Origin of the sequence: Halomonas sp. BN3-1, assembly GCF_003056325.1 — a bacterium.
Classification (GTDB): domain Bacteria; phylum Pseudomonadota; class Gammaproteobacteria; order Pseudomonadales; family Halomonadaceae; genus Halomonas; species Halomonas litopenaei.
Window position 1 is genome coordinate 110,574 of sequence record NZ_PYVV01000007.1, and the last position, 24,951, is coordinate 135,524.

A 24,951-nucleotide genomic window follows, 5' to 3' on the forward strand; every position below is an offset into this window, starting at 1 on the left:
ATCAGTAAAATGTTTTGCCACCAAGCGATTGGGCGCGAGAGATTGTCGTGAAATGCTTTGCGACCAGGCCTTTTTGGTCGATTCTTTCCTTGCGTGCCCCTCGCCGTCAGACCAGCGTTCAGGACCACAATGAAAACCAAGAACCGCTCCCTCGACCGTATCGATCTGAAGATTCTGCGTTGCCTGCAGGAAAACGCCCGGGTGTCCTACGTGGACCTCGCCGCCCAGGTGGGCTTGTCCACCACGCCGTGCCTGGAACGCGTCAAGCGCCTCGAGCGCTCCGGGGTGATCCGTGGCTACAAGGCGATCCTCAACCCGCGCATGCTCAAGGCCAATCTGCTGGTGTTCGTCGAGATCAGTCTGGAGACCCAGTCCCCGGCGGTGTTCGACGAGTTCCGTCGAGCCGTGTCGAAGCTGCCGCAGATCCAGGAGTGCCACCTGGTGTCCGGGCAGTTCGACTATATTCTCAAGTGCAGAATTCCCGAGATGTCCGCCTATCGTCAGCTACTTGGCGACGTGGTGCTGACCCTGCCCGGGGTCAAGGAATCCAAGAGCTACGTGGTGATGGAAGAAGTGAAGGAAGATTTTGCCCTGCACGTGCCGGATATCGAAGAGTTCGAGGACAAGTGAGTTTTCATGAATGACCAGGACCTGCTGCGTTACAGCCGCCAGATCATGCTTCCCCAAGTGGACATCGACGGCCAGGAGCGCTTGCTGGCGTCGCGCGCACTGATCGTCGGTGCCGGTGGCCTGGGCTCGCCGGTGGCGCTGTACCTGGCCGCCGCCGGAGTCGGACAGCTGACCATCGCCGACGCCGATATGGTCGAGATCTCCAACCTGCAGCGCCAGATCGCCCACCAGGAGCAGGACCTGGGACGCAACAAGGCCCTGTCGGCCGCCGAGTCTGCCATCGCCCTCAATGCAAGCTGCCGGGTCAGCGCCATCGAGCGCCATCTGGACGCCGAGGGGCTGGTCCAGGCGGCGCGGGAGGCGGACGTCATCCTCGACTGCACCGATCGCTTTTCCAGCCGCTACGCCATCAATGCCGCCAGCGTCGCCGCCGGGGTGCCGCTGGTCTCCGGCGCTGCGATCCGCTTTTCCGGGCAGTTGGCGGTGTTCGACCCGCGTGACGAGGCGAGCCCCTGCTACGCCTGCCTGTATCCGCCGGATGACCAGGGTGACGAGGCCCTGTCCTGCGCCGAGAGTGGCGTCATCTCGCCGCTGGTGGGGCTGATCGGCTGCTTCCAGGCGCTGGAGGCGGTCAAGCTGTTGTCCGGGGCCGGCACGCCCCACCGGGGGCTTGCCACCTTCGACGGCCTGAGTGGTGAATGGCGTCACTATCGGCTGGGGCGCGATCCACGCTGTCCTGCCTGCGCAGACCGAGGGCGGTCCGGCGGAGCAAGCGCGTGAGCCGGCAGAGCCCGGTCACCGACTTCGATATTCGTCTATTGCGGGTGTTCAAGGCGGTGGCCGAGTGTGGTGGATTTTCCGCCGCCGAGAACGAGCTTGGCATCAGTCGTTCGGCCATCAGCCTGCATATGGGCGACCTGGAAAAGCGCCTGGGGCTCAAGCTTTGTCGGCGGGGGCGGGGCGGCTTCGCCCTGACCGAGGAAGGACGGGAGGTGCTGGAAGGGGCCCGTCGTCTGCTGTCGGGACTGGAAGCCTTTCGCACCGAGGTCAATGCGCTGCACCACAGCCTGCGCGGCGAACTCAATATCGGCATCACCGATACCCTGGTCAGCTCACCCGAGATGCGTATCACCCATGCCCTGGCAAGCCTCAAGGCCCAGGGCCCAGAGGTGCGCATCAACATGCACATGGACCCTCCCGGCGAGATCGCCCGCGGGGTGCTCGACGGACGCCTGCATGTCGGTGTCGTTCCGGCGGTCAACCTGCCTGCCAGCGTCGATAGCCAGGCGCTCTACAGCGAACGCTCCGGGCTTTACTGTGGCCGGGGGCATCCGCTGTTTGCCGAGCCATCGACGGCGCTGGAGGCGCTGGGCGGGTGGCAGGCGCTGGGGCAGTGGGACGCAGTGGTACCGTCCTATCCGCTGTCGGAAGCCGGCCGTGAGCGCCATGTCGGGCTCAAGCCCAGCGCCACCGCGTCCGACCGGGAAGGCGCGGCCTTTCTTATCCTGACCGGGGCCTACATCGGCTATCTGCCGGATCACCACGCCAATCTCTGGGTCGCGCAGGGTAGGCTGCGCGAGCTGTGCTCCGAGAGTGCCGCCTACGAGACGCCCTTCGTCGCCATCACCCGCCGTGACCGCCGCCCCCATCGGGTGCTGGAAGCCTTTCTGGCGGCGCTGGGGGAGCATTGAGACGCGCCTTGAGGTCTCGATACTGTTAGTCTGAGTACGTATGCAGAAACGATTGAGTCGTCAACGATGAAACAAAGGCCGGCGGTAACCTCGAAGGAAGTGGCAAGGCTGGCGGGGGTCTCTCAGTCAGCCGTAAGTCGGTGTTTCTCCCCCAATGCAAGTATTTCCGAGAAGACTCGGGAAAAGGTATTGCGCGCGGCGCAGGAGCTGGGCTATCGGCCCAATACCGTGGCGCGCTCGTTGATCATGCGTTCGACACGGACGATCGCCCTGGTACTGTCCTCGCTGGACAACATGTTCTACCCAATGGCGGTCCAGATGGCGTCTCGACGGTTCCAAGATGAGGGCTACCATCTGCTGCTGTTCGTGGTTCCGGAAAGCGACGATTTCCCGGGAGTCATGGACCGTATCCTGCAGAGCCAGGTGGACGGGATCCTGATGCTGTCGGCGCTGTTGACCTCGAGCCTTGCCAGAGAGTGCGTGAACGCCGGCGTGCCGCTGGTGCTGCTCAACCGTAGCGTCGACATCGAGGGGATCGGCCAGGTCTACAGTGATAACTATCATGGTGGCTACTGGGCTGGCAGCTATCTGGCCATGGGTGGGCACCGGAATATCGCCTTTGTCGCCGGTGTCGAGCGTTCCTCGACCAGTCGGCGTCGCTTCGAAGGCTTCGTCGACGGCCTCGCAGCCCACGGGCTCAAGCCCCACGCGGTTGTCCATGGCGACTACGACTTCGAGATGGCACGCCAGCAGACCCGTCGATTGTTCGCTGAAACCGTCGTGCCCGACGCCATCTTTGCCGCCAGCGATCATATGGCGGTGGCGGTGCTCGAGACCTTGCGCCATGAGCTCGGCAAGCGGGTCCCGGAGGACGTGTCGGTGATCGGCTTCGACGATACCCCTGTTTCTGCCTGGCCAAGCTATTCGCTGACCACCGTTCGCCAGCCCATCGATCAGATGATCGAGGTGGCGACCTCGCTGCTCATGCGTCAGATTCATGAGGGCGGAGGAGCCGAGAGCCGTGTACTGCCGGTTATTCCAGTACTGCGCGAGACCGCCCGGCGGCCCGACTCGGCCTGATTGCGATGCCAGTCCTTGCGCAGGAGCCCGGCTAGCCCCGTGGTGTGAGATGCGTCGCTGCGTTCTGTCCTGATCGCCGGGCGAGGCCTATAGGGCCCTTACCGCTAGCCCCTGCAGGCTGTGCTGTCGTTTGGCGATATTCACTTTGCTGTCTTCCTCCGAGTTCCCTTTCTCCGAATTGGCTTTCCCCGAACTGCCGTTCTCTGAATAGACGGCCATTTATCATGGTGAGCCCCGGCTTGCCTGCGTTTCTGTTGCACTGCAGCTCAGAGATATCTCTAGAAGATGCTGTCTTTGACGCATTGCATGCGTATGCAAATAATGCCAGCCTCAGACGTAGGTACCGGCGGCTGATCGATCACTGTCCCGACGCTGCCGGCAACGACAAGCACAGCAACTAGCACAACAACAACGACGGTAACCGCCATGGAAAATCTGGGAGCGTTGAACTGGTCCATCGTGATCCTGTACCTGGTCGTCAACCTGGTGATGGGGTCCATGCTGAGCAAGAAGATCCACACCGCCGAAGACTACTATGTCGGCCAGAAGACCACTCCCTGGTGGGCCATCGGGCTCTCGGTGATGGCCACCTATGTCAGCGCCATGTCCTTTCTGGGCGGGCCGGCCTGGTCGTACCAGAGCGGTTTGGGGGTGATGATGATCCAGATCAACTATCCCCTCGTGGTGTTTCTGGTCATCACCTTCTTCCTGCCGTTCTTCTACAACAGTGGCGTGGTCTCCATCTACGAGTACCAGGAGCGTCGCTTCGGCAAGAAGGCCAGGGCGGTCATGTCGATCATCTTCATGATGACCCAGACGCTGTCCTCGGCCGCGGTGCTCTACGCCACCGCACTGGTGCTGAGCTACATGACCGGCTTTGACGTGGTGCACGCCATCATCGCCATCTCCCTCATCGCTCTGGTCTACACCATGATGGGGGGGATCACCGCGGTCATCTGGACCGACGTGCTGCAGGCGCTGATCCTGCTGGTCGGCGCCATCATCATCCTGTTTGCCTTGATCGACAGGATGCCCGAATCGCTGTCGCTGACGCTTGATGCGCTGCGCGACCAGGACAAGCTCAATATCCTCGACTGGTCGCTGGACACCAAGGTCACCGCCACCGTGTGGTCCGGGGTGATCGCCATGACGCTCTATCACACCACTGTCTACGGCGCGAACCAGATGGTCGTGCAGCGGGCGCTGGCGGCCAGAAATATTGGCGATGCCAAGAAGTCGTTCATGCTGATGGGGTTCGGGGCCTTCTTTATCTACTTCATGTTCCTGATGATGGGGGTGCTGTTCTTCAGCTACTACGGCGGTCGCGAGTTCGACAACAGCAATACCATCGTGCTTGAGTTCGCCGCCGAGTACGGCATGCCGGGGCTGCTTGGCATCGTCGCTGCGGCGGTGGTGGCGGCGTCGATGTCGAGTCTCGATTCCGCCCTCAACTCACTGGCCACGGTCACCACGGTGGACTTCTACGAGAAGTATCTGCGTCCTGGTGCCAGCGGCGAGCACTATCTCAAGGCATCGCGCTGGTTCACGGTGCTGTGGGCGGTGCTGATCGTCGGTCCGGCCATCGCCTTCGCCGGCAATCAGGGTTCGGTGCTGGAGCTTCTGACCAAGGCGGGGTCCTTCTTCGTCGGCGCCAAGCTCAGCATGTACGCGCTTGGCTTCTTCTCGCGGGACACCACCGAGCGCGGGCTACTGGTTGGCGTTGCTGCCGGCTTCGTCGCGGTGTGGGCGGTCGCCGTCTGGACCGACATCAGCTGGCCCTGGTATTGCGCCATCGGCGCCTTTTTCAATGTGGTGGTGTCGCTGGGGGCCAGCCGCCTGCTCGACGGTCGCCAGTCAGAATATTCCCCCTACACCGTGAAAGGCCAGCGGGCGCTGTTTGCCCGGGAAGGGTGGCCGATCACGGAGGGCGGCTGGTCGCTGCTGCCCGGGAAGGTGGACTCGCCGGCGTGGCTGTTGATTGTCTTCTTCTTCATCACCATGGGATGTCTGGCGGTGCTGTCAGCGTAAGGATCACGCCCTCGGCGGAGTGTGTTCGGCTATGGGTTTGGCTGCTGTATGCCACGCCGTCACATTCCACCAAAGTCGGGGGATGTCTTGTTTGCATTCGTATGCAACAAGGGTCAGTCTAAGAAACATCAAATGATATGCAAGTGATCGCGCTGGTCGAGCAACTCTGCCCCTGGCCGCCCTTTATCGGCGATCCCGATCCGCGTATCGCGTCACACCCGACAGCAACCCACAACAATCCACAACACGCCTTGACCGGAGCCCCCATGATTCGACATCTGAAGAACGCCACCAGCCAGGAAGCCCGCGCCGAAGCCGATCGCAAGGTGAGGGAGGTGGTGGAAACCACCCTGGCATCGATCGAAGCCAATGGCGACGCGGCCGTGCGCGAGTTGTCCGAGCGCTTCGACAACTGGTCGCCGACAAGCTTTCGCCTGAGCTATGACGATATCCAGGCTGCCATGGCCGAGGTCTCGGCCCAGGCGCTCGAGGACATCCGGTTCGCCCAGGCCCAGGTGAGGAACTTCGCCGAGGCCCAGCTGGCCTCGATGCAGCCGGTCGAGGTCGAGAACAGTCCCGGCGTGATACTGGGTCACAAGCATCTGCCGCTCAACGCCGTCGGCTGCTATGTGCCGGGCGGCGCCTATCCGATGGTGGCGTCTGCCCACATGAGTGTGCTGACCGCCAAGGTCGCCGGGGTCAAGCGAGTGGTAGCGGCGGCGCCGCCTCACAAGGGCAAGCCGCATCCCGCCATCGTTGCCGCCATGCACCTGGCCGGCGCCGACGAGATTCTTGTGCTGGGCGGGGTCCAGGCGGTGGGGGCGATGGCGATCGGTACCGAGACCATCGACCCCGTCGACATGCTGGTCGGGCCGGGCAACGCCTTCGTGGCCGAGGCCAAGCGCCAACTGTTCGGCCGGGTCGGCATCGATCTGTTCGCCGGTCCCACCGAAACCCTGGTCATCGCCGACGACAGCGTCGACGGACTGTTGTGCGCCACCGATCTGCTGGGTCAGGCGGAGCATGGCCCGACCTCGCCGGCGGCGCTGCTGACCAACTCAGAGACCCTGGCTCGCGACACCGAAGCGGCCATCGCGACGCTGCTCGAGAAACTGCCGACCGCCGATATCGCCCGTCAGGCCTGGGACAGCTACGGCGAGATCATCGTCTGCGACAGCCATGAGGAGATGCTCGAGGTGGCCAATGACATGGCCTACGAGCACGTCCAGGTGATGACCGAGAACGCCGACTGGTACCTCGACAACATGACCAACTACGGGGCGCTGTTCCTGGGGCCGCGGACCAACGTGGCCTATGGCGACAAGGTCATCGGCACCAATCACACCCTGCCGACCAAGAAGGCGGCGCGCTATACCGGCGGCCTGTGGGTGGGCAAGTTCTTGAAGACCTGCACCTACCAGCGCGTGGTCAGCGATGAGGCATCGGCACGCATCGGTAGCTACTGTTCACGGTTGTGTGCCCTGGAGGGCTTTGCCGGACACGGCGAGCAGGCCAACGAGCGAGTTCGGCGCTACGGTCATCAAGAGGTTCCCTACGCCGGACAGGTGGCACCGTGAGCGAGCTTTCTCTGCCATCGACGCCGAGTTTTCGTCTGGAAGGCAAGCGGGCCCTGGTCACCGGGGCCAGCAAGGGGCTTGGGCTGGCCTGCGCCTGTGCCTTGGCCCAGGCGGGGGCCGCGGTGACCCTGGTGGCCCGCCAGGCCGATGAGCTCGAGCGGGTGCGCGCGGCACTGTCCGACGCCGGTTATCGGGTCGACTGCCTGGCGCTGGACGTTACCGACCTCGACGCCGTGCAGCGTGCCCTGGCGACCCAGGCGTTCGACATCCTGGTCAACAATGCCGGAACCAATCGTCCCAAGCCGCTCGACGAGATCAGCGTCGACGACTACGACAGCGTCATGAACCTCAACGTCCGCGCTGCCTACTTTCTGGCTCAGACGGTGGCCCGGCGGATGCCGGCCGGCGGCTCGATCATCAATATGTCGTCGCAGATGGGGCATGTGGGCGCGGCCAACCGGACCCTCTATTGCGCCTCCAAGGCGGCGATGGAGGGCATGACCAAAGCCATGGCGGTGGAGCTCGGGCCGGTGGGGATTCGTGCCAATACCCTCTGTCCCACCTTTGTCGAGACCCCCATGACGCGTCCCTTCTTCGAGCGTCCGGGATTTCGTGATGAGGTGCTGGCCAAGATCCCGCTGGGCCGTCTGGGGCAGGTGGAAGACATCATGGGCCCGCTGGTCTTTCTTGCCTCTGCGGCCTCGGCGCTGGTCTCCGGCAGCGCGCTGATGGTGGATGGCGGCTGGACCGCCCATTGAGCGCACGGTCTTTCCCGCGCGCAGCGATGGTATCAATGAAATGCCTGGAACAAGGAGACGCATCGATGGGACTGCAGGGATTCGACAAGCGTTTCTGCGACCTTCGCGACTATATCCTGACGATCACCGAGGAAATCTGGGAAGGGCGGGGTATCGATCTCATTCGTCACTACTACAGCGAGGACTGTCCGGTGAAAACGCCAGCCGGAGCCTTTCGCGGGGTGGAAAAGGTCGTTCAGGGCACCCTGGCCACGCTTCAGGAGTTTCCCGATCGGACCCTGCTCGGTGAAGACGTGATCGAGGGCGGGCCGGTGTCCGGTTGCTACTACTCCTCCCATCGCATCCTGTCTCAGATGACACATATGGGAGAAGGGCAGTTCGGCTCGCCCACCTGGCGCAGCGCCGAGGTGATGACTATCGCTGACTGTCTGTGCCAGAACAACCGTATCGTGGATGAGTGGCTGGTCCGGGACCAGTCCGGCCTGGCGCTTCAGCTAGGGGCGTCCCCGATGACACTGGGGCAGGCGCTGGCGACAACGGCCGATTGGCCCGATGCCGAGGCTCTGGTGGAGCGCTGGCGGGGAGCCCAGGGCGACCTTGATATTGACAGCCTGGGTGAAGTGGCGCAGCGCTACCGCGATCTGTGGCAGGACGCCTGTCTCGACCGGCTCAGGCAAGGCTATTCCCGTGCGATCGACGCCAAGGTGCCGGGCGGGCGACATCTGCGTGGATTGACCCAGCTCGAGTCATTCTGGTTCGAGATGAAGGCTGCCTTCCCCGCGGGGTGCTATCGCATACATCACTATCTGGATCGAGAAGAACCGGGGATGCCCCGGCGGGTGGCGCTGCGCTGGTCGTTGCAAACTCGCCATCTGGGAGCAGGTCGTTTCGGCCAGCCGAGCGGCGCCGACGTGGTGCTGCTGGGTATCACCCACGCCGAAATCGTCCGAGGACAGGTCCTGCGTGAATGGCACTTGCTCGACGAGATCGCCATTCATGCCCAGATCGCCCATCAACAACGCTGAGGAAACATCATGAGCTGGACCCTGGACGCCCTCGAGGCACGCCGTGTGCGCTACGACGAGCTGATTCCGTGCCGCAACGCCTTCGTCGATACCCGCTCGCCGGGCTCGGATCGCAAGGAAAACTTCACCATCATTGGCCCTGGGGTCGCAGAGAACCCCCATCAGCATGTGCACATCAGCGAACCCCACGGTTTCAACGTGGGCGGGGCGCGACAGCCGGGGGGCTGCCTGAACTCACAGCATTCCCACGAAAGCGCCGAGGTATTTGTCGTGCACAGTGGCCGCTGGCGCCTGATCTTCGGGCCTGAAGGTCAGGACGGTGATCTCGAGGTCGGCCCGGGCGATGTCGCCAGTGTACCGATTCATATGTTCCGGGGGTTCGAGAAGATCGACGAAGGTATCGGCTTCCTGTTCGTCCTGCTGGGTGGCGACGACCCTGGCCGCGTCAAGTGGGCACCCAGCGTGTTCGATCTGGCCAAGGAGCACGGCCTGGTGCTGCTCAAGGGCGGGCGTCTGGTCGATGTGGCCGCCGGAGAATCCGTGCCGGAAGGCGCCGAGCTTGAAGCCGCGCCAGATGCCGAGGAACTCGCACGCTTGATTACCCCGACGCCGCAGCGCCTGGCCGAGTGCGTGGTTCGCCGCAATGAACTGCGCGCCAATCCTCAGGCGGCGCTGGCGGGGCCGGGGGTGGAGGAGTGCCCGGTGATTGTCCCTCAGGCCAGTGGAGACGGCTTCTCTCCCGGGCCTATCGTGGGCTGGTGGCCCCACGGCTTCCAGCTGCGAGTACTACGTATGCAAAAAGGCGCAGCGACGCCCGGCTATCACTGCCACGAGCCGGAGGTGCTGTTCGTTCAGCGGGGCAGCGTCAAGGTGAAGAGTGACCAGGGAACCATTGATCTTGGGCCCGGCGATACCTTTACCTCGCCCCAGGGCTGGACCCATCGGCTGATGGCCGATCAGGACGCCGAAGTGGTGGTGGCCCGAGGCACCGAGGCGCCGCGCGGACCGGTGGTGGCGGCATGAATGGCTCGATGGCAGCAGAAGGCAGCGACGGTAACCGTCTGCCGCTGATGCTGGTGCCCGGGACCCTGTGCGATGCACGTCTGTGGAGTCCTCAGATCGAGGCGCTGGGGCACGAGGTGGACACCTACGTGCCTCGCCTCGGCGCCAGCGATGACATGGACGCCCTGGCCCGGGACCTGCTGGATCAGGCCCCCTGGCCTCGCTTCAACCTGGCGGGCCTGTCCATGGGTGGCATTCTGGCCATGTCGATGGTGCGCCAGGCCAGTGAGCGTATCGAGCGCCTGGCGCTTTTTAATACCAACCCTTTCGCCGAGGTGGAGGAGCGCCGCATTCAGCGTGCAGCGGATATCCACCAGGCCGAGGAGATGGGGCTCGAGCGCTACGCTCGGGAAGTCCTGGCACCGCTGTATCCGGCGCAGGGGCAAGAACCATCGCCGGAACACACCGAGTTGGTAGTGAAGATGGCGAGGGGGCAAGGCCTCGAGACCTTTCGCCGCCAGTCCCTGGCGCTGCGTGATCGTGCCGACGCCAGCCAGTGGCTTGGTGCGATTCGTCAACCGACGCTGGTGCTGTGTGGTGATGGCGACAGGCTATGCCCGGTATCCCGGCATACCTGGCTGGCGGACCACATTCCGGATGCCCAGCTGGTTGTGCTCGAGGGGGTAGGGCACCTCAGTACCCTGCAGGCTCCCCTAGCCGTCAACCACGCCCTGATGCAGTGGCTCAGACGTCCGGCAGGCGAGGACGCCGCTCTGGCCAAGGCGTCTTCCTGACCACAACAACGAGACCCATGATCATGACCCCTGACCTGCTCGAACAGCTTCGTCGATTCGATACGCCGACCATCGCCAATGCGCTGGATCTGGTGCGAGGTACCCGCAGTGCCGAAGGGTTTACCCGCACCCCGGTGGTGGCGGCCGATCCGTCACGCCCTCCACTGGTGGGATACGCACGGTGCGCGCGAATCAGGGGGCTGACGCCGCCCGATGAGCCTGCCGAGACCATCCGCGAGCGGCGCATGGCCTACTACCGCTACATCGCCGAAAGTCCCGCCGACAGCCTGATGGTGATCGAGGATGAAGATGGAGATGAAGCCGTCAGCGCCTTCTGGGGTGAGGTCAACACTTGCCTGCACCACCGTTTCGGTCTGCTCGGTGTGCTGACCAACGGGGTGATTCGTGACCTCGATGACCTTGAGCCGGGATTTACGGTACTGGGCGGCCGCGTCGGCCCGTCCCACGCCTATGTACGCGTCACCGCGGTGGACACGCCGGTGAGGGTATTCGGTCTGGACGTGGCACCGGGGGACCTGATCCACGCCGACCGCCATGGCGCGGTACGGCTGACACCGGATGAGGCCAGGGCACTGCCCGAGGCCATCGATCGCATCGTCGGCGCCGAGCAGGAACTTCTGGAGCGCATACGTCGTCCCGGTTTCGACCTTCAGGGACTGATGGATGCCTGGGCAGCATTCGAGAAGCGCCGCGTCTAGCGGCTCCGATAGCTCTGTCGGGCGGTAGTCGACCGCTCTGGCTCGATGGCAGCAAAAGGTTTGGCGATGTGGCGCACGCAGGCGCTATGCCATCAAGGCGCCAGATAGCGATACCCGTTGATAAAAAAGCAGATAAAGCAACAAGGACCCCTGATGAAAGGTTTCAATGACGACTACGAGACGTTTCCGGATTTCATTCATGGAATCACCCATGAAATCTGGGAGGAGCGTGGCGTAGGTGCGGCGCTCAAGCGCTACTACGCCGATGACGTGCTGGTCAGGGCGCCCAGCGGCATCCTTACCGACAATACCGGTGTCACCGCCGCCACCCTGGCGACCCTCAACGAGTTTCCGGACCGTCAATTGGTGGGCGAGGACGTGATCTGGCGTAGCGATGACGACAGTGAACATGTCTCGTCCCATCGATTGATCTCGGTGATGCGTCATACCGGAGGCGGCGCCTACGGCGAGGCCAGTGGTCGCTTGGTTCGCTCGCGCATCATTGCCGACTGCGTAGTGCGGGAAAACCAGGTCAAGGAGGAGTGGCTGGTACGTGACCAGGCCGCCTTCGCCCGATGTCTTGGCCTTTCGCCGCGGGAACTTGCCCGGCGCCAGGTCGACAGTGATATGCGCCAGTTCGGCGAGCCTCGCTTCTTCACCCCGGCGCAGGACGTTGCCGGCACCTATCGTCCCTTTATCGCCGAGGATTCCACCGCACGCGCCTACGCAGACGGCTGGACTCGGATCTGGGGAGGCAAGGAGATCTCGGCACTCCAGAGTCTCTATCACCCCGGCGCCTGCCTGCACGTTTCCGGTGGGGAATCGCGCAATGGCCATGCCGATATCGATCGCTTCCTGCTCGGCTACCTGGCCTCTTTCCCGGACGCGGAATTTTGCGTCGAACACCTGATGATCAATCGCGAGCCGGAACAGCCCGTTCGCATCGCCATGCGCTGGTCCTTGCGCGGCAGTCATTCGGGATGGGGCGCCTTCGGTGAGCCGACCGGGGCTCCGGTGTACGTGATGGGGATCACTCACGCCTATCTGACAGGCGGCCGGATCACCATGGAATGGGTCATGGTCGATGAAGTCGCGGTGTGGAAGCAGATCGTGAGCGCGACGCTTGCGCAATGATTCTGAGTAGAAATCTTGAGAGGAGGGAGACCTATCGCGGTTCAGGGTTCGGGAAGCGCCGGTAAAGCCTTGCGAAGTTCATCGACGGGAGAGAATGACAAAAGATGGCTCTCCCTACGTTCAATTCACGGCACTTGTATCTGAGAAAAACAATCTAGGAGAGTGCAATGAGTGAGTCATCCGACAGCAAGATGGGCCGTGCCTACTACATGCGTACGCGCCGGGAAGCCATGGTCGCCGGCATTATCTGGATCGTGTTTCTGGTCTGGACCGTGGGGGTGTCCTACATCCTCGGATACCGCAACAACGACCTTTCGACAACCATGGGAATCCCCACCTGGATCTTCTGGGGAGTGCTTGTGCCGTTCTACGTCGCCGCGCTGACGAACAGTATCTATGCCTTCTTCTATCTTCAGGATGATCCCGAGTAGCAAGAGCCGAACATGACAATCAACAAGATGGCTTCGAGGCGCTGATCCATGTATTCAGAAAATTCAACGAGTGTTGCGCTGGTGATTGCCTTGTATCTGGCAGTCACCTTTATCTTTGCCTTCGTCAGCGGTCGCAAGACCAGCAAGGGCGAATTCATGGAGGAGTATTTTGTCGGTGGCCGCCAGACCGGCCCCTGGGTTCTGGGCCTGACTTGGATCGCCACCATGGCCAGTGGAGGCACCTTTATCGGAGTGCCTGGCCTCTTGCATACCTATGGCTGGATCGTCTTTCTGTGGATCGCCGGTTTCATGGTAGTCATCACCACAGGGTTCGGCATTCTTGGCAAGCGAATTGGTCAGATTGGGCGCAAGACCGGCGCGCTGACCTTCCCGGATCTGCTGCGTGATAGGTTTGAAAGCCCGATGATCGGCGTGCTGTCTGCAGTCATGATCGTGATTCTGTACCTGGCCTTCATGGTGGCCCAGTACGCTGCAGGCGCCCGAGTGCTGGAAGCGGTGGTCGGCATTCCCTATCAGTGGGGTGTGATCGGTTTTGCGGTATCCGTCGCGCTCTATACCGCCTACGGTGGCTTTCGGGCGGTGGCGTGGACCGACAGCTTCCAGGCCATTGTCATGCTGTTCGGGGTCATGCTGACGGCGTACTTCGCGGTCAAGATGGCGGGGGGACTCGAGGCGATTCAGGCGGGACTGGTCGAACAGTCGCCTGAGCTGGTGTCCGGGCCGGGACCCAAGGACTTCCTGCCGCTGGTGGCCGCCGTGTCGTTCTTCGTGCTGATGCCGCTGTCGCAGTTGGGCCAGCCAGCACTGGTCAGCCGTTTTCTGACCTTCAACGACTCTGCCGTCCTCAAGCGCGCGGCGCTGATGACTGGACTCTACGTCGCCATCATGTACCCGTTGATCATGCTGGTAGGGGTAACAGGGCGGGTGCTGATTCCCGAACTGGAGTCGCCGGACCATGCCCTGACCGCGACCGTCATGATGGCACTTCCGGCCGCGATCGCCGGCTTCATCATCGCAGCGCCAGTGTCGGCCATCATGTCGTCGCTGAGCTCCTTCCTGCTGGTGACCGCCGGTGCCCTGGTGCGCGACATCTATCAGCATAGTTTCGAGCCCAACATGAGCGGCGAGAAGGCCAGGAAGCTGACCCATCTGATGACCTTCAGCGTCACCATCGTGGGGGTGATCCTGGCCTTCAATCCCCCCAAGCTGCTGCAGTTGATCGTGGTCTTCGCCGGGGCCGGCCTCGGCGCCACCTTTGCCTGGCCGACGATCTTCGCCATCTTCTGGCCACGCATGAACCGCATGGGCTGTCTGCTCGGCATGCTGGTGGGATTCCTGTCCTTCGTGCTGCAGTACGTGACCGTGGGAAGTACCAGCCTGTTCGGTATTCATCCCTTCGTCTGGTCGTTCGTGTTGTCGGCGCTGGCCTGCATTCTCGGCAGTCGCCTGGCGCCCAGGCAGAGCACCGAAGTACTGGAGGTCTACTTCGGCGACCGTACGCGTTCACGTAGTGCGAAGAAAAGACTGCAGGAGGCTTCTGCCTGATCGATAAACAGGAGGATGACAGGCCAGGGGGCCGCCGTCCGCGCCAGTGGAAATCCTCGCTGCGAGGATGAGCCACGGGCATGGCGGCAGCCCTCTTGGCCTTCTTTGCTATTTGATTCCCTTGTCACGCAAGGAGGCAGCATGGTCAACGATCCTTCCCCAAAACAGTCGGTACGGGCCTTCCAGGCAGCGCTGGATGCGGCCGATGCCAGCACGGTCGGCCAGGTGTTGTCCCGGTACTGTTCATCGAATCTGCGCTGGTACGGGGTCCACCCCTTCGGTGAGTTGTCCGGTATCGAGGACGTCGCTGGGCGATTCTGGCAACCCTTCAAGACCGCCTGGCGACATGTCCAGCGCCGCCAGGACGTCTTCTTTGGCGGGCGCCATGGTGCCGATGGTCAAGAATGGGTGGTCAGCATGGGGCATCTGGTCGGGCTACGTGACGCACCCTGGCTCGGCATCCCGGCAACCGGCAAGTTGAGTGCGCTGCGTTACGCCGAGTTCTACCGTGTGGAGGCTGGCCGAATTACCGCCATGTCACTGTTCTTCGATCTGATCGACGTGATGCGACAGGCGGGCTTCGACCCCTTGCCCCATCAACGGGGAGCGGCAGGGCTAGTCCCCGGGCCTCGCTACCACGATGGCCTGCTGTTCGATGACCGCCCGCCACAACAGGGCGCGCAGACCCTGGCGCTGGTCGAGGCCATGGTCGACGATCTTTCGCGTCTCAACGCCAGTGGCTCGGATGACTGCCCGCCACAGCGACTGGCGCGTTTCTGGCATCACGACATGGCCTGGTACGGTCCCGCAGGCATTGGTTCCACGCTGACCATTGAGCGCTATCAAGCCCAGCACCAGATGCCGTTTCGTCGTGGCCTCACGAACAAGGTCTTTAATGGCCATATGGCACGTTTCGCGGAAGGCGACTACGCCGCCTTCTTTGGCTGGCCCAACCTTACCCATCAGCCTGTGGGCGGCTTTCTCGGTTTGCCCGCCTGCGAACGCAGGGTCGACATGCGGGTGGTCGATGTCTACCGGCGTGAGGGTGAGCGATTGGCCGAGAACTGGGTTCTGATCGATCTGCCCCACTGGCTCGACCAGCAGGGCGTCGACGTGCTGGCTCGCTGCCGAGACTGGGCACAGCCGACTACACCGTAGCGAGGAGACAGACATGGCCGGAGCGAGACCCGAGCAGGGCCAGTTGACGCGGGACAACGATCTGTCGAGAACCGCCGAGACCGAGGCTGCGATCGATGCCATGGTCGATGGTCTCAATGATCACGATATCGAGGGTATGGGGCGCTTTTTCGACGAGGAATTTCGCTGGCTTGGCAATGCGGGATGCGGCGTCAAGATGGGCCTCGACCAGTTTCAGCGGCATTGGCAGATGCCGTTTCAGCATGCCTTTTCCGATAAGGTCTGCATCGATGAGGCTCGCGTCGTGCAAGGACAGTGGTGTGCAGCCTTCGGTCGCCAGGAGGCGGTTCATAGCGGGGAGTTCATGGGCATTCCCGCCACCGGTAAACGGGTGGAGATCCGTTACATGGACTTCTGGAAGGTGGTGGACGGCAAGATCGTCGACAACTGGGTGATGGTCGACTTTCCCTACGTGATGCAGCAACTGGGTGTGGACCCGTTCGATGGACATGGCTGGGAACGATACGACAGCCACCGGCGAGCGCTGCGGAACGGTGAGCGTGATGAGGGAGAGCAGCCACTGGCCAAGGAGGGAGATCGATGATGTGTTGCCGAGAGGTGATCGATCGCTGGCGCGCGCTGTGGTACGACAAGGTGCATGGCTTTGACGACGGGGAGCTTGAGTGCGCGCTTGCCGAGCTGATGCACGACGAATGTCACTGCCATCTGGCGTACCCCCTTGGCGAGTGCGTCGGGCCGGAGGAACTGCTGGAGAGCATCTATCGCCCGCTGCTGGCGGCGGTACCGGACCTCGAGCGTCGTGACTATATCGTGGTTTCAGGCGCGGCGTACGAGGGCATCGGCGGCCCGCCGAGCACAGCGCACTGGGTCGGTTGCGCCGGCTTCTATACCGGGGTGTTCGAGACACCCTGGCTGGATATTCCCGCCACCGGCCATATCATGACCCTGCGCTACGCCGAGTTCTTTCGCATCGAGTCCGGTCGCATCGTCGAGATGCGGGCGCTGTGGGATATCCCTGAGGTGATGCTTGGCGCTGACGCCTGGCCCATGGTGCCGAGCCTGGGATGCGAGATGCTGGTGCCGGGGCCTGCGACCCAGGATGGTATTCATCCCGGGCTCGGCATCGAACCCGAAGGCCGGGCACGCCGGGCGGCGGCCAGTCTCGATCTGGTCAACCGCATGCTCGAGGGGCTTGGTCGCTACGCCGAAGGGGGCGTGGCGGCCATGGAACTCGAGCGCTACTGGCATCCGCGGTTGATGTGGTATGGCCCGGCTGGCATCGGTTCAGGTCGGCGCGTCTCCGGCTTTCGCCAGTGGCATCAGCGGCCCTTCCTGGCGGGAATGCCGGATCGTCGCAACGATGGCCATCATGTGGTGTTCAGTGAAGGGGACTATGTAGCGCTGTGCGGTTGGCCAGCGCTGGAGGCGACCATCAGCGGCGATGGCTGGCTGGGTATCGCTCCGGGCGGTCAGCAGGTGCGTCTGCGGAGTCTGGATTTCTGGCGTTGCGAGGATGCCCTGATTCGTGAGAACTGGGTGCTGGTCGACCTGCTGGATGTCTACCGGCAGCTTGGCGTTGATGTTCTGGCGCGGATGCGTCAGATGACGGGCGGGCTCCGGAGTGAGCGATCTTCACTCTAGGGCTTGTCTGAAAAGTGCCTGCGCTCGGTAATACGGCGTTAAAAATCGTCTGGTACGCCAGCCCGGTCAAAATACTCATTTACACCCCGTAAACTGCGCTTTCTCACCGATTTTTGCCTTGTCTAACCTTCGCTCGTCGACTTTTCGGACAGCGCCTAGGCTTGCCTGAAAGATGTCTGCGCTCGACGGTATCTTAGACCGAGCCTGGCAACTGTCCTGAAATCCCTTCCTTGTGGCAGGAGAGGACGCCCTTGAACGGGCGTCCGCCGCTCCTGCCCGACATTTCTTGCCCCAGCGGTCTCGCATATACTCGACAGTCCCTGCCGGAGCCTGTCCGGCCCACCTCTGACCCGATCTGATCTGGTCGGTGCCAGGCGGCGGCTTGGCGCGCCTGTGCGTCGAGCGCAAGAGGGGCACGTTCAGCTTGCCTTGCTGTTAAAGGCGATGCGTATCGAATCGCTGACGTTGAAGTCAGGAATTTAGTGTTATTGGATACTTGACGCCTGGTGGCGAGAAAGTGGCACACTGTCGGTGTCACCTTCATGCGAAGGTGCGAGATTCAATAACAACAAGCGCATTGCGCAACCAATACGGACTCTCTATGACAGATTCCTCCACGTCCGAGGCCGCCTCCTGGTACCGCGATTCCGTCCGGGTCGAGCTGTTGCCGACACCCAGGCTAGAGGGCGACGTTCGCGCTGACGTCTGCGTGATCGGGGCCGGGGTGACGGGCTGTTCGGCGGCGCTGCATCTGGCCGAGCAAGGCTACAAGGTGGTGGTGCTGGAAGCCCATGACGTCGGCCATGGCGCCTCCGGTCGCAGCGGCGGCCAGATCCTGCCCGGGCTAGGTACCGACATGGACACCGTGGAACAGGCGCTTGGCCTGTCGGCGGCCCGCGATATCTGGGAAATGAGCCGCGAAGCGGTGCGCCTGACCGCACAGCTGGTCGAGCGTCACGCCATTCCCTGCGACCTTGCCTGGGGCTACCTGCACGCGGCGGTCAAGCCGCGCCATGTGCGCGAGTTGCGCGCCTTCCAGGAGACCATGGCGCACAAGTACGACTACCAGGCGCTTGAATGGCGCGAGGGCGAGTCGCTGCGCGAACATGTGGTCACCGACGCCTACCCGGCGGCCCTGTGGGAGGCCGAGGGCGGGCACCTGCATCCGCTCAACTATACCCTCGGCTTGGCCAGGGCCGCCCAGCAGGCGGGGGCGATCTTCCACTCGCACAGCCCGGTCACCGCGGTGACCAAAGGCGAGCCTGCCCGGGTGAAGACCGCCGGCGGAGAGGTCACCGCCGATAGTGTGGTGGTGGCGACCAACGCCTACGGCATCGACCTGCTGCCGGAGATGCGCGGGCGCATCATGCGCTGTGCCAACTACATGATCGCCACCGAGCCGATGAGCGAGCAGCAGGCGGCCCAGGTGCTGCCGAAGAATGACGCCCTGGCCGATGCCAATTTTGTGCTCGACTACTATCGGCTGTCGGCGGATCGACGCCTGATCTATGGCGGTGAAGTCAGCTACGACGGGCGCCCGCCCAAGGGGCTCGAGGCGCGCATCGACGGCAAGATCCGGCGCCTGTTCAAGGTGCTCGATGATGTCGAGATCGCCTACCGTTGGGGCGGTGACGTGGCCATCACGCTCAATCGCGCCCCTGACTTCGGCAGACTGGCCGCCAACCTCTACTATGCGCAAGGCTACTCCGGTCATGGCATGGCCATGGCGGGACTGGCCGGCAAGTTGCTGGCCGAGACCATTGCCGGGCAGAGCGAGCGCTTCGACGTCTTTGCCGCCATGCCCCATCGTCGCTTCCCCGGCGGTCGCCTGTTGAGAACACCGCTGTTGCTGCTGGCCACCCACTTCTACAAGCTTCGCGATCGGCTGTGAGCTGCCGACAACGACGAGGAATGCCCCTATGACCGAGACCTCCACCGCCGAGCGCCACTCACAGCGCCGGGATGAGCCCCATGATGGCGCACGCCCGGGCGTCGATGCCGCCGGCTCCGAGCGGACCGCCTCCGCGATCCACATGCAGGGCCTGCACAAGCGCTTCGGTGCCAGTACGGTGGCGCTCGATGGCGTCGATCTGACCATCGAGGCCGGCGAGTTCTTTACCCTGCTGGGCCCATCGGGCTGTGGCAAGACCACGCTGCTGCGCATCCTGGCGGGTCTGGAAGACGCCGATCAGGGACGCCTGACCATCGGTGAGCGCGACGTCACCGAGGTGGCGCCGCACCATCGCAGCGTCAATACCGTGTTTCAGTCCTACGCGCTGTTTCCCCACCTGTCGGTGCGCGACAACCTGGCCTTCGGCCTCAAGATGCGCGGTGTCGATCGTGCCGAGCGCGAGGCACGGGTCGAGCGCATCGCCCAGTTCATCCAGTTGGGCGATCTGATCGATCGGCGCATCGATCAGCTCTCCGGCGGACAGCGTCAGCGCATCGCCCTGGCCCGGGCGCTGGTCTGCGAGCCCGACGTACTGCTGCTGGACGAGCCGCTGTCGGCGCTCGACGCCGGCCTTCGCAGCCAGCTACAGGTCGAATTGCTGAGGGTACAGAAGCGCCTGGGCATGACCTTCGTCTTCGTGACCCATGATCAGGACGAGGCCATGGTGATGTCCGACCGTATCGCAGTGCTCAATGGCGGGACCATCCAGCAGGTGGGGCCTCCTCGAGAGGTCTACGAGCGCCCGGTCAATGCCTTCGTCGCCCGTTTCATGGGCCATGCCAACCTCTATCCGATCAGCGCCCGCCAGGGCCAGCGCGTGACCACCGAGCTTGGCGAGCTGGAGCTCGAGCCCGATCTCGACACGCCACAGCAGGGAGGCGGTGAGCTGTTGCTGATTCGCCCCGAGACGCTGGACGTGCGTCTGGGGCGTCATCAAGGGGTGAACCACCTGGTCGGGCGGATCACCGAACGGCTCTATCGTGGTAGCCACGCCGAGTTCCGTCTCGCGGTCGGTGACACCACCCTGCAGGCCACCATCAACAATCGCGGGCGCCGACTGCCCGAGGTCGGCGACGAGGTGACCCTGGTGGTCGCCCCGGAAGACCTCGTCACCGTGGCCAACTGAGGGGGCATGTCATGACCGATACCGCTGTCCTCGGACGCAGCCAGGGCATGGTCAGAGAAGCGCGCCATCTTCTCTTTACCGTGACACCCGGCGCGGCCTGGATCATCGTCTTTCTGGTGCTGCCCAGCGCCTACCTGATGGGCGTGGCCTTCATGACCAACGGGCCCTACGGCCTGCCGCAGATGCCGCTGTCGCTCGATTCGTTCAAGCAGCTTGCCGGCTTCGGTTTTCTGGGCTGGAGCCCGGGCAACCTCTACACCCTGTTGAGGTCGCTGTGGCAGACCCTGGTGGCGACTGGCCTGGTGGTTATCGTGGCCTATCCGATCGCCTACTACATCACCACCTGCCGGGCGAAATGGCGGCCGATCATGCTGCTGCTGGTGGTGGTGCCGTCCTGGACCAATCAGGTCATCCGTACCTTCGGCTGGATGAATCTGCTGGCGCCGGGTACGCCGCTTTCCAGCGTCGCCGAGTCGCTGGGGCTGATCGCCCCCAACATGGGGCTCTACCCGTCCAACTTCGCGGTGACCCTGGGGCTGGTCTACAACTTCCTGCCGTTCATGGTGCTGCCGCTGTACGCCGCCTTCGAGAAGCTCGACACCGCCCAGGTGGAGGCCGCCCAGGACCTCTACGCCACCCCGGTGAAGGCGTTCTGGCACGCGGTCTTTCCCCAGACCCTGCCGGGGCTGCTCGCCGGGATCGTGCTGGTGGCGATTCCGGCCTTCGGCATGTACGTGATTCCGGAACTGCTGGGCGGCGGCAAGGCGTTGATGCTCGGCAATCTGGTGGCCAACCAGTTCTCCGGTGGGTCGAACTGGCCGCTGGGCGCCGCCGGCGCCATCCTGATGCTGCTGGCGACCTTCGCCGGACTCTATGCCATGCGCCGGATCGGCAAGCGACTCGGCGGCGGTGAGGAGGTGGTGATATGAGAAAGCGCACACTCAAGCGAGGTCTGAGTGCCTTCTGGTGGCTGACCCTGGTGTTTCTTTACCTGCCGCTGGCGGTGGTGGTGCTGTTCTCCTTCAACGCCGCCAACAGCGCGGCCAGCATGACCGGACTGTCACTGCGCTGGTACCACCAGCTGTTCGCCAATGACCAGATCATGAGCGCCTTCGGCAACACCCTGGTGCTGGCGCTGACGTCCTCGCTGATCGCCCTGGTGATCGGCTGCTTGATCGGTTATGGCATGTATCGCCACCGTCACCGCAAGCTGGGCTGGCTGATCGTGCTGATCTATCTGCCGATCGTGCTGCCGGATATCGTCTTCGGTATCTCGGAGATGGCCTTTTTCGTCAAGGTACACGAGCTGACCGGGCTCCTGGGGCCGGGGCTGGGCACCATGATCATCGCCCACGTCACCTTCCAGATTCCGTTCGTCGCGCTGATCGTCTACTCGCGCTTCGTCGGCCTGGATCCGTCTTTGTTCGAGGCGGCCAAGGACCTGTATGCATCGCCCTTTAAGCGAGTGGTGCACTTCATGCTGCCGACCATCAAGCCGGCGTTGATATCGGCCTTCTTCCTCTCCTTTACCCTGTCGGTGGATGACTTCGTCATCAGCTTCTTCACCTCCGGCCCGGAGAGCGCGACCCTGCCGATCTATATCTGGGGCGCGATCAAGAAGGGGGTGTCACCGGAGATCAACGCCATCGCCACACTGATGATCGCGGCGGTGGCGCTGGCCGCCCTGGCAAGCCTCGTCGTCAATCGGCGCAAGGCATGACGCCTGTGCCATTGGCGGACACAGCGGCAATCTCGGAACAGATCGTTCAACACCTGACGTACCCAGACAAGACCAAGCAATACAAGGAGAAAGCAACGATGCTCAACAAGACTCGCAGCGCCCTGGGCCTCGCCGTGGCCGCCGCCATGCTCGCAGGCGTCGCCCAGGCTGAAGAGGGCAAGCTGTACCTGTTCAACTGGACCGAGTACATGGACCCCGAGATCATCGAGGCCTTCGAGGAAAAGTATGACGTCGAGGTGGTGACCAACTACTTCAACTCGAACCCGGAGATGATCGCCAAGCTCAATGCCGGTGGCACCTCCCAGTACGACATCGTGGTGCCGTCGAACTACTACATTCCGCGGATGATCGAGACCGGCCTGATCCAGAAGCTCGACCGCTCGCAGATTCCGAACTTCGACAACCTGATGGCGCAGTTCAAGGATCCGAGCTTTGATCCCGGTGCCGAGTACTCCGCTGCCTACCAGTGGGGCACCACGGGCCTTGTCTACAACACCGAGACCTTCCCCGATGCGCCCAAGAGCTGGTCGTTGCTGTTCGACCCCGAGGTCAACGGCGACTATCCGTTCTCGATGATCCAGGACGGCCAGGTCGCCACCGGCAGCGCCTGCGCCTATCTGGGCGCGAGCTTCGACTGCAGTGGTCTGGATGACCTGAAGAATGCCGCCAGACTGCTGATCGAGACCAAGAATCGCGACAACTTCTCGGGCTTCACCGACGGCACACCGACCCTGCAGCAGCTGGCCCGGGGCGTCACCCACGTGGGCATGTCCTTCAACGGCGACTACCTGTACTTCAAGGATGAGGACCCGGAGACCTTCGAACATCTGGACTTCGTGATTCCCGACGAAGGCGCCGAGATGTGGGTCGACTCCATGGTCATCCCCTCCGAGGCACCCAACCCGGAGCTCGCGCACAAGTTCATCGACTTCATCCTGGACGCCGAGATCGGTGCCCAGCTGTCGAACTACAACTACTACGCCAGCCCCAACGAGGCGGCGCGCCCGCATCTCGACGAGGTGCTGACCCAGCCGCCGACCCAGCCCAGCGAAGAGGACATGGCGCGGCTTGTCTTCACTCCCAGCCTGTCCGGTCAGCAACTGCAGACCTTTCAGCAACTGTGGTCAGAGGTAAAGGCTCGGTGAAGGGATTGGCCCAGGGGCGTTGATGCGCCCCGGGCCGCCCTACAAGGAAAGAGCCCCGGCGACGTCGGGGCTCGGCCACCGAGTGAGACACTCACGTAACGGAACACTCTCATGAGTAACCGCCAGGAAAGCCCAGCGCTCAGCGACTGGTTCAAGCAGTACGGCATCACCGAGGTCGAGTGCCTGGTCACCGACCTTACCGGCATCCTCAAGGGCAAGATCATGCCCGCGGGCAAGTACCTCAATGGCGGACGACCGCGCCTGCCGGACTCCATCTTTATCCAGACCGTCACCGGGGGCTATCCCGACGATGACGACATCCGCTTCTGGAATCCTGCCGAGCGGGACATGGAGCTGGTGCCTGACCCCAACGCCGTCTTCCTGGTGCCCTGGGCCGACGATCCTACCGCCCAGATCATCCACGACTGCCACTATCTGAGCGGCGAGCCGGTGGAGCTGGCGCCGCGCTATGTGCTCAAGCGGGTGCTGGAGCTGTACCAGGCACGTGGCTGGGTCCCGGTGGTGGCACCGGAGGTGGAGTTCTTCCTGGTCAAGACCAATACCGACTCCGACTACCCGCTGGAGCCGCCGGTGGGGCGCACCGGTCGCCAGGAAAGCAGCCGCCAGAGTTTCTCCATCGATGCGGTCAACGAGTTCGATCCGCTGTTCGAGGAGATGTACGACTACTGCGAGGCGATGAATCTGGATCTGGATACCCTGATCCACGAAGAGGGCGCCGGGCAGATGGAGGTCAACTTCCAGCACGGTGATCCGCTGGCGCTGGCCGACCAGGTTGTGCTGTTCAAGCGGGTGCTGCGCGAGACCGCATTGCGCCACGGCATGTACGGCACCTTCATGGCCAAGCCCATGGCCAACGAGCCGGGCAGCTCGATGCACATTCACCAGAGCCTGATCGACCCGGCCAGCGGACGAAATCTGTTTGCCGGCGAGGATGGCCAGCCCAGCCGTCTGTTCCACCACTTCATCGGCGGCCTGCAGCGCTACCTGCCCTCGGCGATGCCGCTGCTGGCCCCCAACGTCAACTCCTACCGGCGGCTGCTGCGTACCGAGACCTCGGGCTCGGCGCCGATCAACGTCGAGTGGGGCATGGACAACCGTACCGTGGGCCTGCGCGTGCCGGTCTCCGGGCCCGAGGCCACCCGGGTCGAGAACCGACTGGCCGGTGCCGACGCCAATCCCTACCTGGTCATGGCGGCGTCACTCGCCTGTGGTTACCTCGGCATGCTCGGCCAGGTGGAGCCCCGCCCGCCCATGGTCGGCTCGGCCTGGTCCGGCGGCAACAAGCTGCCCGACGATATCGGACCGGCGCTGGACCTGCTGCACGAGTGTGACGCCCTGGCAGGTATCCTTGGCGAGCGCTTTACCAACAGCTACCTGGCGGTAAAGCGGGCCGAGCACCGTGAGTACTTTCAGGTGATTTCGTCCTGGGAGCGTGAGCACCTGCTGTTGCGGGTGTGAGCCGCCGCTTTGGAGGACGTCCCGGGGTGGCGCAAGCCTGAGAAGGTGGCGCGAAGCTCAGAGAGTGGCGTAGGCCTGAGAAGGTGACGCGATCCCGAGAAGGTGGCATGAGGCACCATCAGCGAGCCAGGCCAGGTGCCTGGCTCGCTGCGTTGTGGGGCTATGGCGTCGGTGCGTGGTGGTGATTATTCCATGTCTTTATCTTGAAGATGTCTCCTTTCGCCGCGTAGAATGCGATCTAGTGTTGAATAAAATAACCACTTTGGGAGTCCGTC

The 24,951-nt window shown here is 63.2% G+C and carries 23 protein-coding genes; all 23 read left to right on the forward strand.

Going from position 1 to position 24,951, the window contains the following annotated elements:
• Positions 1-129 precede the first annotated feature (129 nt).
• Complete coding sequence (locus tag C9F12_RS11400; protein ID WP_045995158.1) at positions 130-630, forward strand: Lrp/AsnC ligand binding domain-containing protein; 501 nt, start codon at positions 130-132, stop codon at positions 628-630.
• A gap of 6 nt (positions 631-636) precedes the next feature.
• Positions 637-1,410 carry a molybdopterin-synthase adenylyltransferase MoeB gene (gene moeB, locus C9F12_RS11405; RefSeq protein WP_108448944.1) on the forward strand — a complete coding sequence of 258 codons (774 nt, stop codon included), beginning with the start codon at positions 637-639 and terminating at the stop codon, positions 1,408-1,410.
• Positions 1,407-2,321 (forward strand): LysR family transcriptional regulator, encoded by a 915-nt coding sequence (locus C9F12_RS11410; RefSeq protein ID WP_222516634.1) that lies wholly within the window; start codon positions 1,407-1,409, stop codon positions 2,319-2,321. Before moeB ends, C9F12_RS11410 begins: the two co-directional genes overlap by 4 nt.
• A gap of 66 nt (positions 2,322-2,387) precedes the next feature.
• A complete protein-coding gene (locus C9F12_RS11415; RefSeq protein WP_108448946.1) occupies positions 2,388-3,401 on the forward strand; it encodes a LacI family DNA-binding transcriptional regulator in 1,014 nt (337 codons plus the stop codon).
• A gap of 426 nt (positions 3,402-3,827) precedes the next feature.
• The gene (locus C9F12_RS11420) at positions 3,828-5,429 is read left to right on the forward strand and encodes a sodium/solute symporter (protein WP_108448947.1); all 1,602 of its coding nucleotides are present in this window, start codon (positions 3,828-3,830) and stop codon (positions 5,427-5,429) included.
• 266 nt (positions 5,430-5,695) lie between these two features.
• A complete protein-coding gene (gene hisD, locus C9F12_RS11425; RefSeq protein WP_108448948.1) occupies positions 5,696-7,006 on the forward strand; it encodes a histidinol dehydrogenase in 1,311 nt (436 codons plus the stop codon).
• Entirely contained in the window at positions 7,003-7,764 is a 762-nt protein-coding gene (locus tag C9F12_RS11430) for a glucose 1-dehydrogenase (protein ID WP_108448949.1), read from the forward strand. Before hisD ends, C9F12_RS11430 begins: the two co-directional genes overlap by 4 nt.
• Before the next feature lie 65 nt (positions 7,765-7,829).
• Complete coding sequence (locus C9F12_RS11435; RefSeq protein ID WP_162816461.1) at positions 7,830-8,789, forward strand: ester cyclase; 960 nt, start codon at positions 7,830-7,832, stop codon at positions 8,787-8,789.
• A 9-nt stretch (positions 8,790-8,798) separates the two neighbouring features.
• The gene (locus C9F12_RS11440) at positions 8,799-9,812 is read left to right on the forward strand and encodes a cupin domain-containing protein (RefSeq protein WP_108448951.1); all 1,014 of its coding nucleotides are present in this window, start codon (positions 8,799-8,801) and stop codon (positions 9,810-9,812) included.
• Between the two features lie 8 nt (positions 9,813-9,820).
• Positions 9,821-10,585: an alpha/beta hydrolase gene (locus C9F12_RS11445; RefSeq protein WP_108449023.1), complete on the forward strand. Its 765-nt coding sequence runs from the start codon at positions 9,821-9,823 to the stop codon at positions 10,583-10,585.
• Positions 10,586-10,602: 17 nt separating this feature from the next.
• On the forward strand, positions 10,603-11,304 hold the full coding sequence (locus tag C9F12_RS11450) for an RraA family protein (RefSeq protein WP_108448952.1): 702 nt from the start codon (positions 10,603-10,605) through the stop codon (positions 11,302-11,304).
• 153 nt (positions 11,305-11,457) lie between these two features.
• Positions 11,458-12,438: an ester cyclase gene (locus tag C9F12_RS11455; protein ID WP_108448953.1), complete on the forward strand. Its 981-nt coding sequence runs from the start codon at positions 11,458-11,460 to the stop codon at positions 12,436-12,438.
• A gap of 167 nt (positions 12,439-12,605) precedes the next feature.
• The gene (locus C9F12_RS11460) at positions 12,606-12,869 is read left to right on the forward strand and encodes a DUF997 family protein (RefSeq protein ID WP_108448954.1); all 264 of its coding nucleotides are present in this window, start codon (positions 12,606-12,608) and stop codon (positions 12,867-12,869) included.
• A 48-nt stretch (positions 12,870-12,917) separates the two neighbouring features.
• On the forward strand, positions 12,918-14,435 hold the full coding sequence (locus C9F12_RS11465; RefSeq protein ID WP_108448955.1) for a sodium/solute symporter: 1,518 nt from the start codon (positions 12,918-12,920) through the stop codon (positions 14,433-14,435).
• A gap of 141 nt (positions 14,436-14,576) precedes the next feature.
• Positions 14,577-15,593: a nuclear transport factor 2 family protein gene (locus C9F12_RS11470; protein WP_108448956.1), complete on the forward strand. Its 1,017-nt coding sequence runs from the start codon at positions 14,577-14,579 to the stop codon at positions 15,591-15,593.
• A gap of 13 nt (positions 15,594-15,606) precedes the next feature.
• On the forward strand, positions 15,607-16,176 hold the full coding sequence (locus C9F12_RS11475; RefSeq protein ID WP_108448957.1) for an ester cyclase: 570 nt from the start codon (positions 15,607-15,609) through the stop codon (positions 16,174-16,176).
• Complete coding sequence (locus C9F12_RS11480) at positions 16,173-17,234, forward strand: ester cyclase (RefSeq protein WP_108448958.1); 1,062 nt, start codon at positions 16,173-16,175, stop codon at positions 17,232-17,234. Before C9F12_RS11475 ends, C9F12_RS11480 begins: the two co-directional genes overlap by 4 nt.
• 601 nt (positions 17,235-17,835) lie before the next feature.
• Complete coding sequence (locus tag C9F12_RS11485) at positions 17,836-19,125, forward strand: FAD-binding oxidoreductase (RefSeq protein ID WP_108448959.1); 1,290 nt, start codon at positions 17,836-17,838, stop codon at positions 19,123-19,125.
• Positions 19,126-19,153: 28 nt separating this feature from the next.
• Positions 19,154-20,311 (forward strand): ABC transporter ATP-binding protein, encoded by a 1,158-nt coding sequence (locus tag C9F12_RS11490; protein ID WP_108448960.1) that lies wholly within the window; start codon positions 19,154-19,156, stop codon positions 20,309-20,311.
• 11 nt (positions 20,312-20,322) lie between these two features.
• Positions 20,323-21,240: an ABC transporter permease gene (locus tag C9F12_RS11495; protein ID WP_052704560.1), complete on the forward strand. Its 918-nt coding sequence runs from the start codon at positions 20,323-20,325 to the stop codon at positions 21,238-21,240.
• Positions 21,237-22,031, forward strand: a complete 795-nt coding sequence (locus C9F12_RS11500) for an ABC transporter permease (RefSeq protein WP_108448961.1) — start codon at positions 21,237-21,239, stop codon at positions 22,029-22,031. Before C9F12_RS11495 ends, C9F12_RS11500 begins: the two co-directional genes overlap by 4 nt.
• A 98-nt stretch (positions 22,032-22,129) precedes the next feature.
• On the forward strand, positions 22,130-23,197 hold the full coding sequence (locus tag C9F12_RS11505; RefSeq protein ID WP_052704559.1) for a spermidine/putrescine ABC transporter substrate-binding protein: 1,068 nt from the start codon (positions 22,130-22,132) through the stop codon (positions 23,195-23,197).
• A gap of 111 nt (positions 23,198-23,308) precedes the next feature.
• Entirely contained in the window at positions 23,309-24,676 is a 1,368-nt protein-coding gene (locus C9F12_RS11510) for a glutamine synthetase family protein (protein ID WP_045995153.1), read from the forward strand.
• The last annotated feature ends 275 nt before the right edge of the window (positions 24,677-24,951 follow it).

Excerpts from the sequence above, each read along its gene's own strand:
- C9F12_RS11435 (WP_162816461.1), top strand. The coding sequence starts at position 7,830 with ATGGGACTGCAGGGATTCGACAAGCGTTTCTGCGACCTTCGCGACTAT.
- C9F12_RS11455 (WP_108448953.1), top strand. The coding sequence starts at position 11,458 with ATGAAAGGTTTCAATGACGACTACGAGACGTTTCCGGATTTCATTCAT.
- C9F12_RS11510 (WP_045995153.1), top strand. The coding sequence starts at position 23,309 with ATGAGTAACCGCCAGGAAAGCCCAGCGCTCAGCGACTGGTTCAAGCAG.
- C9F12_RS11495 (WP_052704560.1), top strand. The coding sequence starts at position 20,323 with ATGACCGATACCGCTGTCCTCGGACGCAGCCAGGGCATGGTCAGAGAA.
- C9F12_RS11500 (WP_108448961.1), top strand. The coding sequence starts at position 21,237 with ATGAGAAAGCGCACACTCAAGCGAGGTCTGAGTGCCTTCTGGTGGCTG.
- C9F12_RS11440 (WP_108448951.1), top strand. The coding sequence starts at position 8,799 with ATGAGCTGGACCCTGGACGCCCTCGAGGCACGCCGTGTGCGCTACGAC.
- hisD (WP_108448948.1), top strand. The coding sequence starts at position 5,696 with ATGATTCGACATCTGAAGAACGCCACCAGCCAGGAAGCCCGCGCCGAA.
- C9F12_RS11485 (WP_108448959.1), top strand. The coding sequence starts at position 17,836 with ATGACAGATTCCTCCACGTCCGAGGCCGCCTCCTGGTACCGCGATTCC.
- C9F12_RS11415 (WP_108448946.1), top strand. The coding sequence starts at position 2,388 with ATGAAACAAAGGCCGGCGGTAACCTCGAAGGAAGTGGCAAGGCTGGCG.
- C9F12_RS11400 (WP_045995158.1), top strand. The coding sequence starts at position 130 with ATGAAAACCAAGAACCGCTCCCTCGACCGTATCGATCTGAAGATTCTG.
- C9F12_RS11420 (WP_108448947.1), top strand. The coding sequence starts at position 3,828 with ATGGAAAATCTGGGAGCGTTGAACTGGTCCATCGTGATCCTGTACCTG.
- C9F12_RS11480 (WP_108448958.1), top strand. The coding sequence starts at position 16,173 with ATGATGTGTTGCCGAGAGGTGATCGATCGCTGGCGCGCGCTGTGGTAC.
- C9F12_RS11470 (WP_108448956.1), top strand. The coding sequence starts at position 14,577 with ATGGTCAACGATCCTTCCCCAAAACAGTCGGTACGGGCCTTCCAGGCA.
- C9F12_RS11505 (WP_052704559.1), top strand. The coding sequence starts at position 22,130 with ATGCTCAACAAGACTCGCAGCGCCCTGGGCCTCGCCGTGGCCGCCGCC.
- C9F12_RS11465 (WP_108448955.1), top strand. The coding sequence starts at position 12,918 with ATGTATTCAGAAAATTCAACGAGTGTTGCGCTGGTGATTGCCTTGTAT.
- C9F12_RS11460 (WP_108448954.1), top strand. The coding sequence starts at position 12,606 with ATGAGTGAGTCATCCGACAGCAAGATGGGCCGTGCCTACTACATGCGT.
- C9F12_RS11450 (WP_108448952.1), top strand. The coding sequence starts at position 10,603 with ATGATCATGACCCCTGACCTGCTCGAACAGCTTCGTCGATTCGATACG.
- moeB (WP_108448944.1), top strand. The coding sequence starts at position 637 with ATGAATGACCAGGACCTGCTGCGTTACAGCCGCCAGATCATGCTTCCC.
- C9F12_RS11490 (WP_108448960.1), top strand. The coding sequence starts at position 19,154 with ATGACCGAGACCTCCACCGCCGAGCGCCACTCACAGCGCCGGGATGAG.
- C9F12_RS11475 (WP_108448957.1), top strand. The coding sequence starts at position 15,607 with ATGGCCGGAGCGAGACCCGAGCAGGGCCAGTTGACGCGGGACAACGAT.
- C9F12_RS11445 (WP_108449023.1), top strand. The coding sequence starts at position 9,821 with ATGGCAGCAGAAGGCAGCGACGGTAACCGTCTGCCGCTGATGCTGGTG.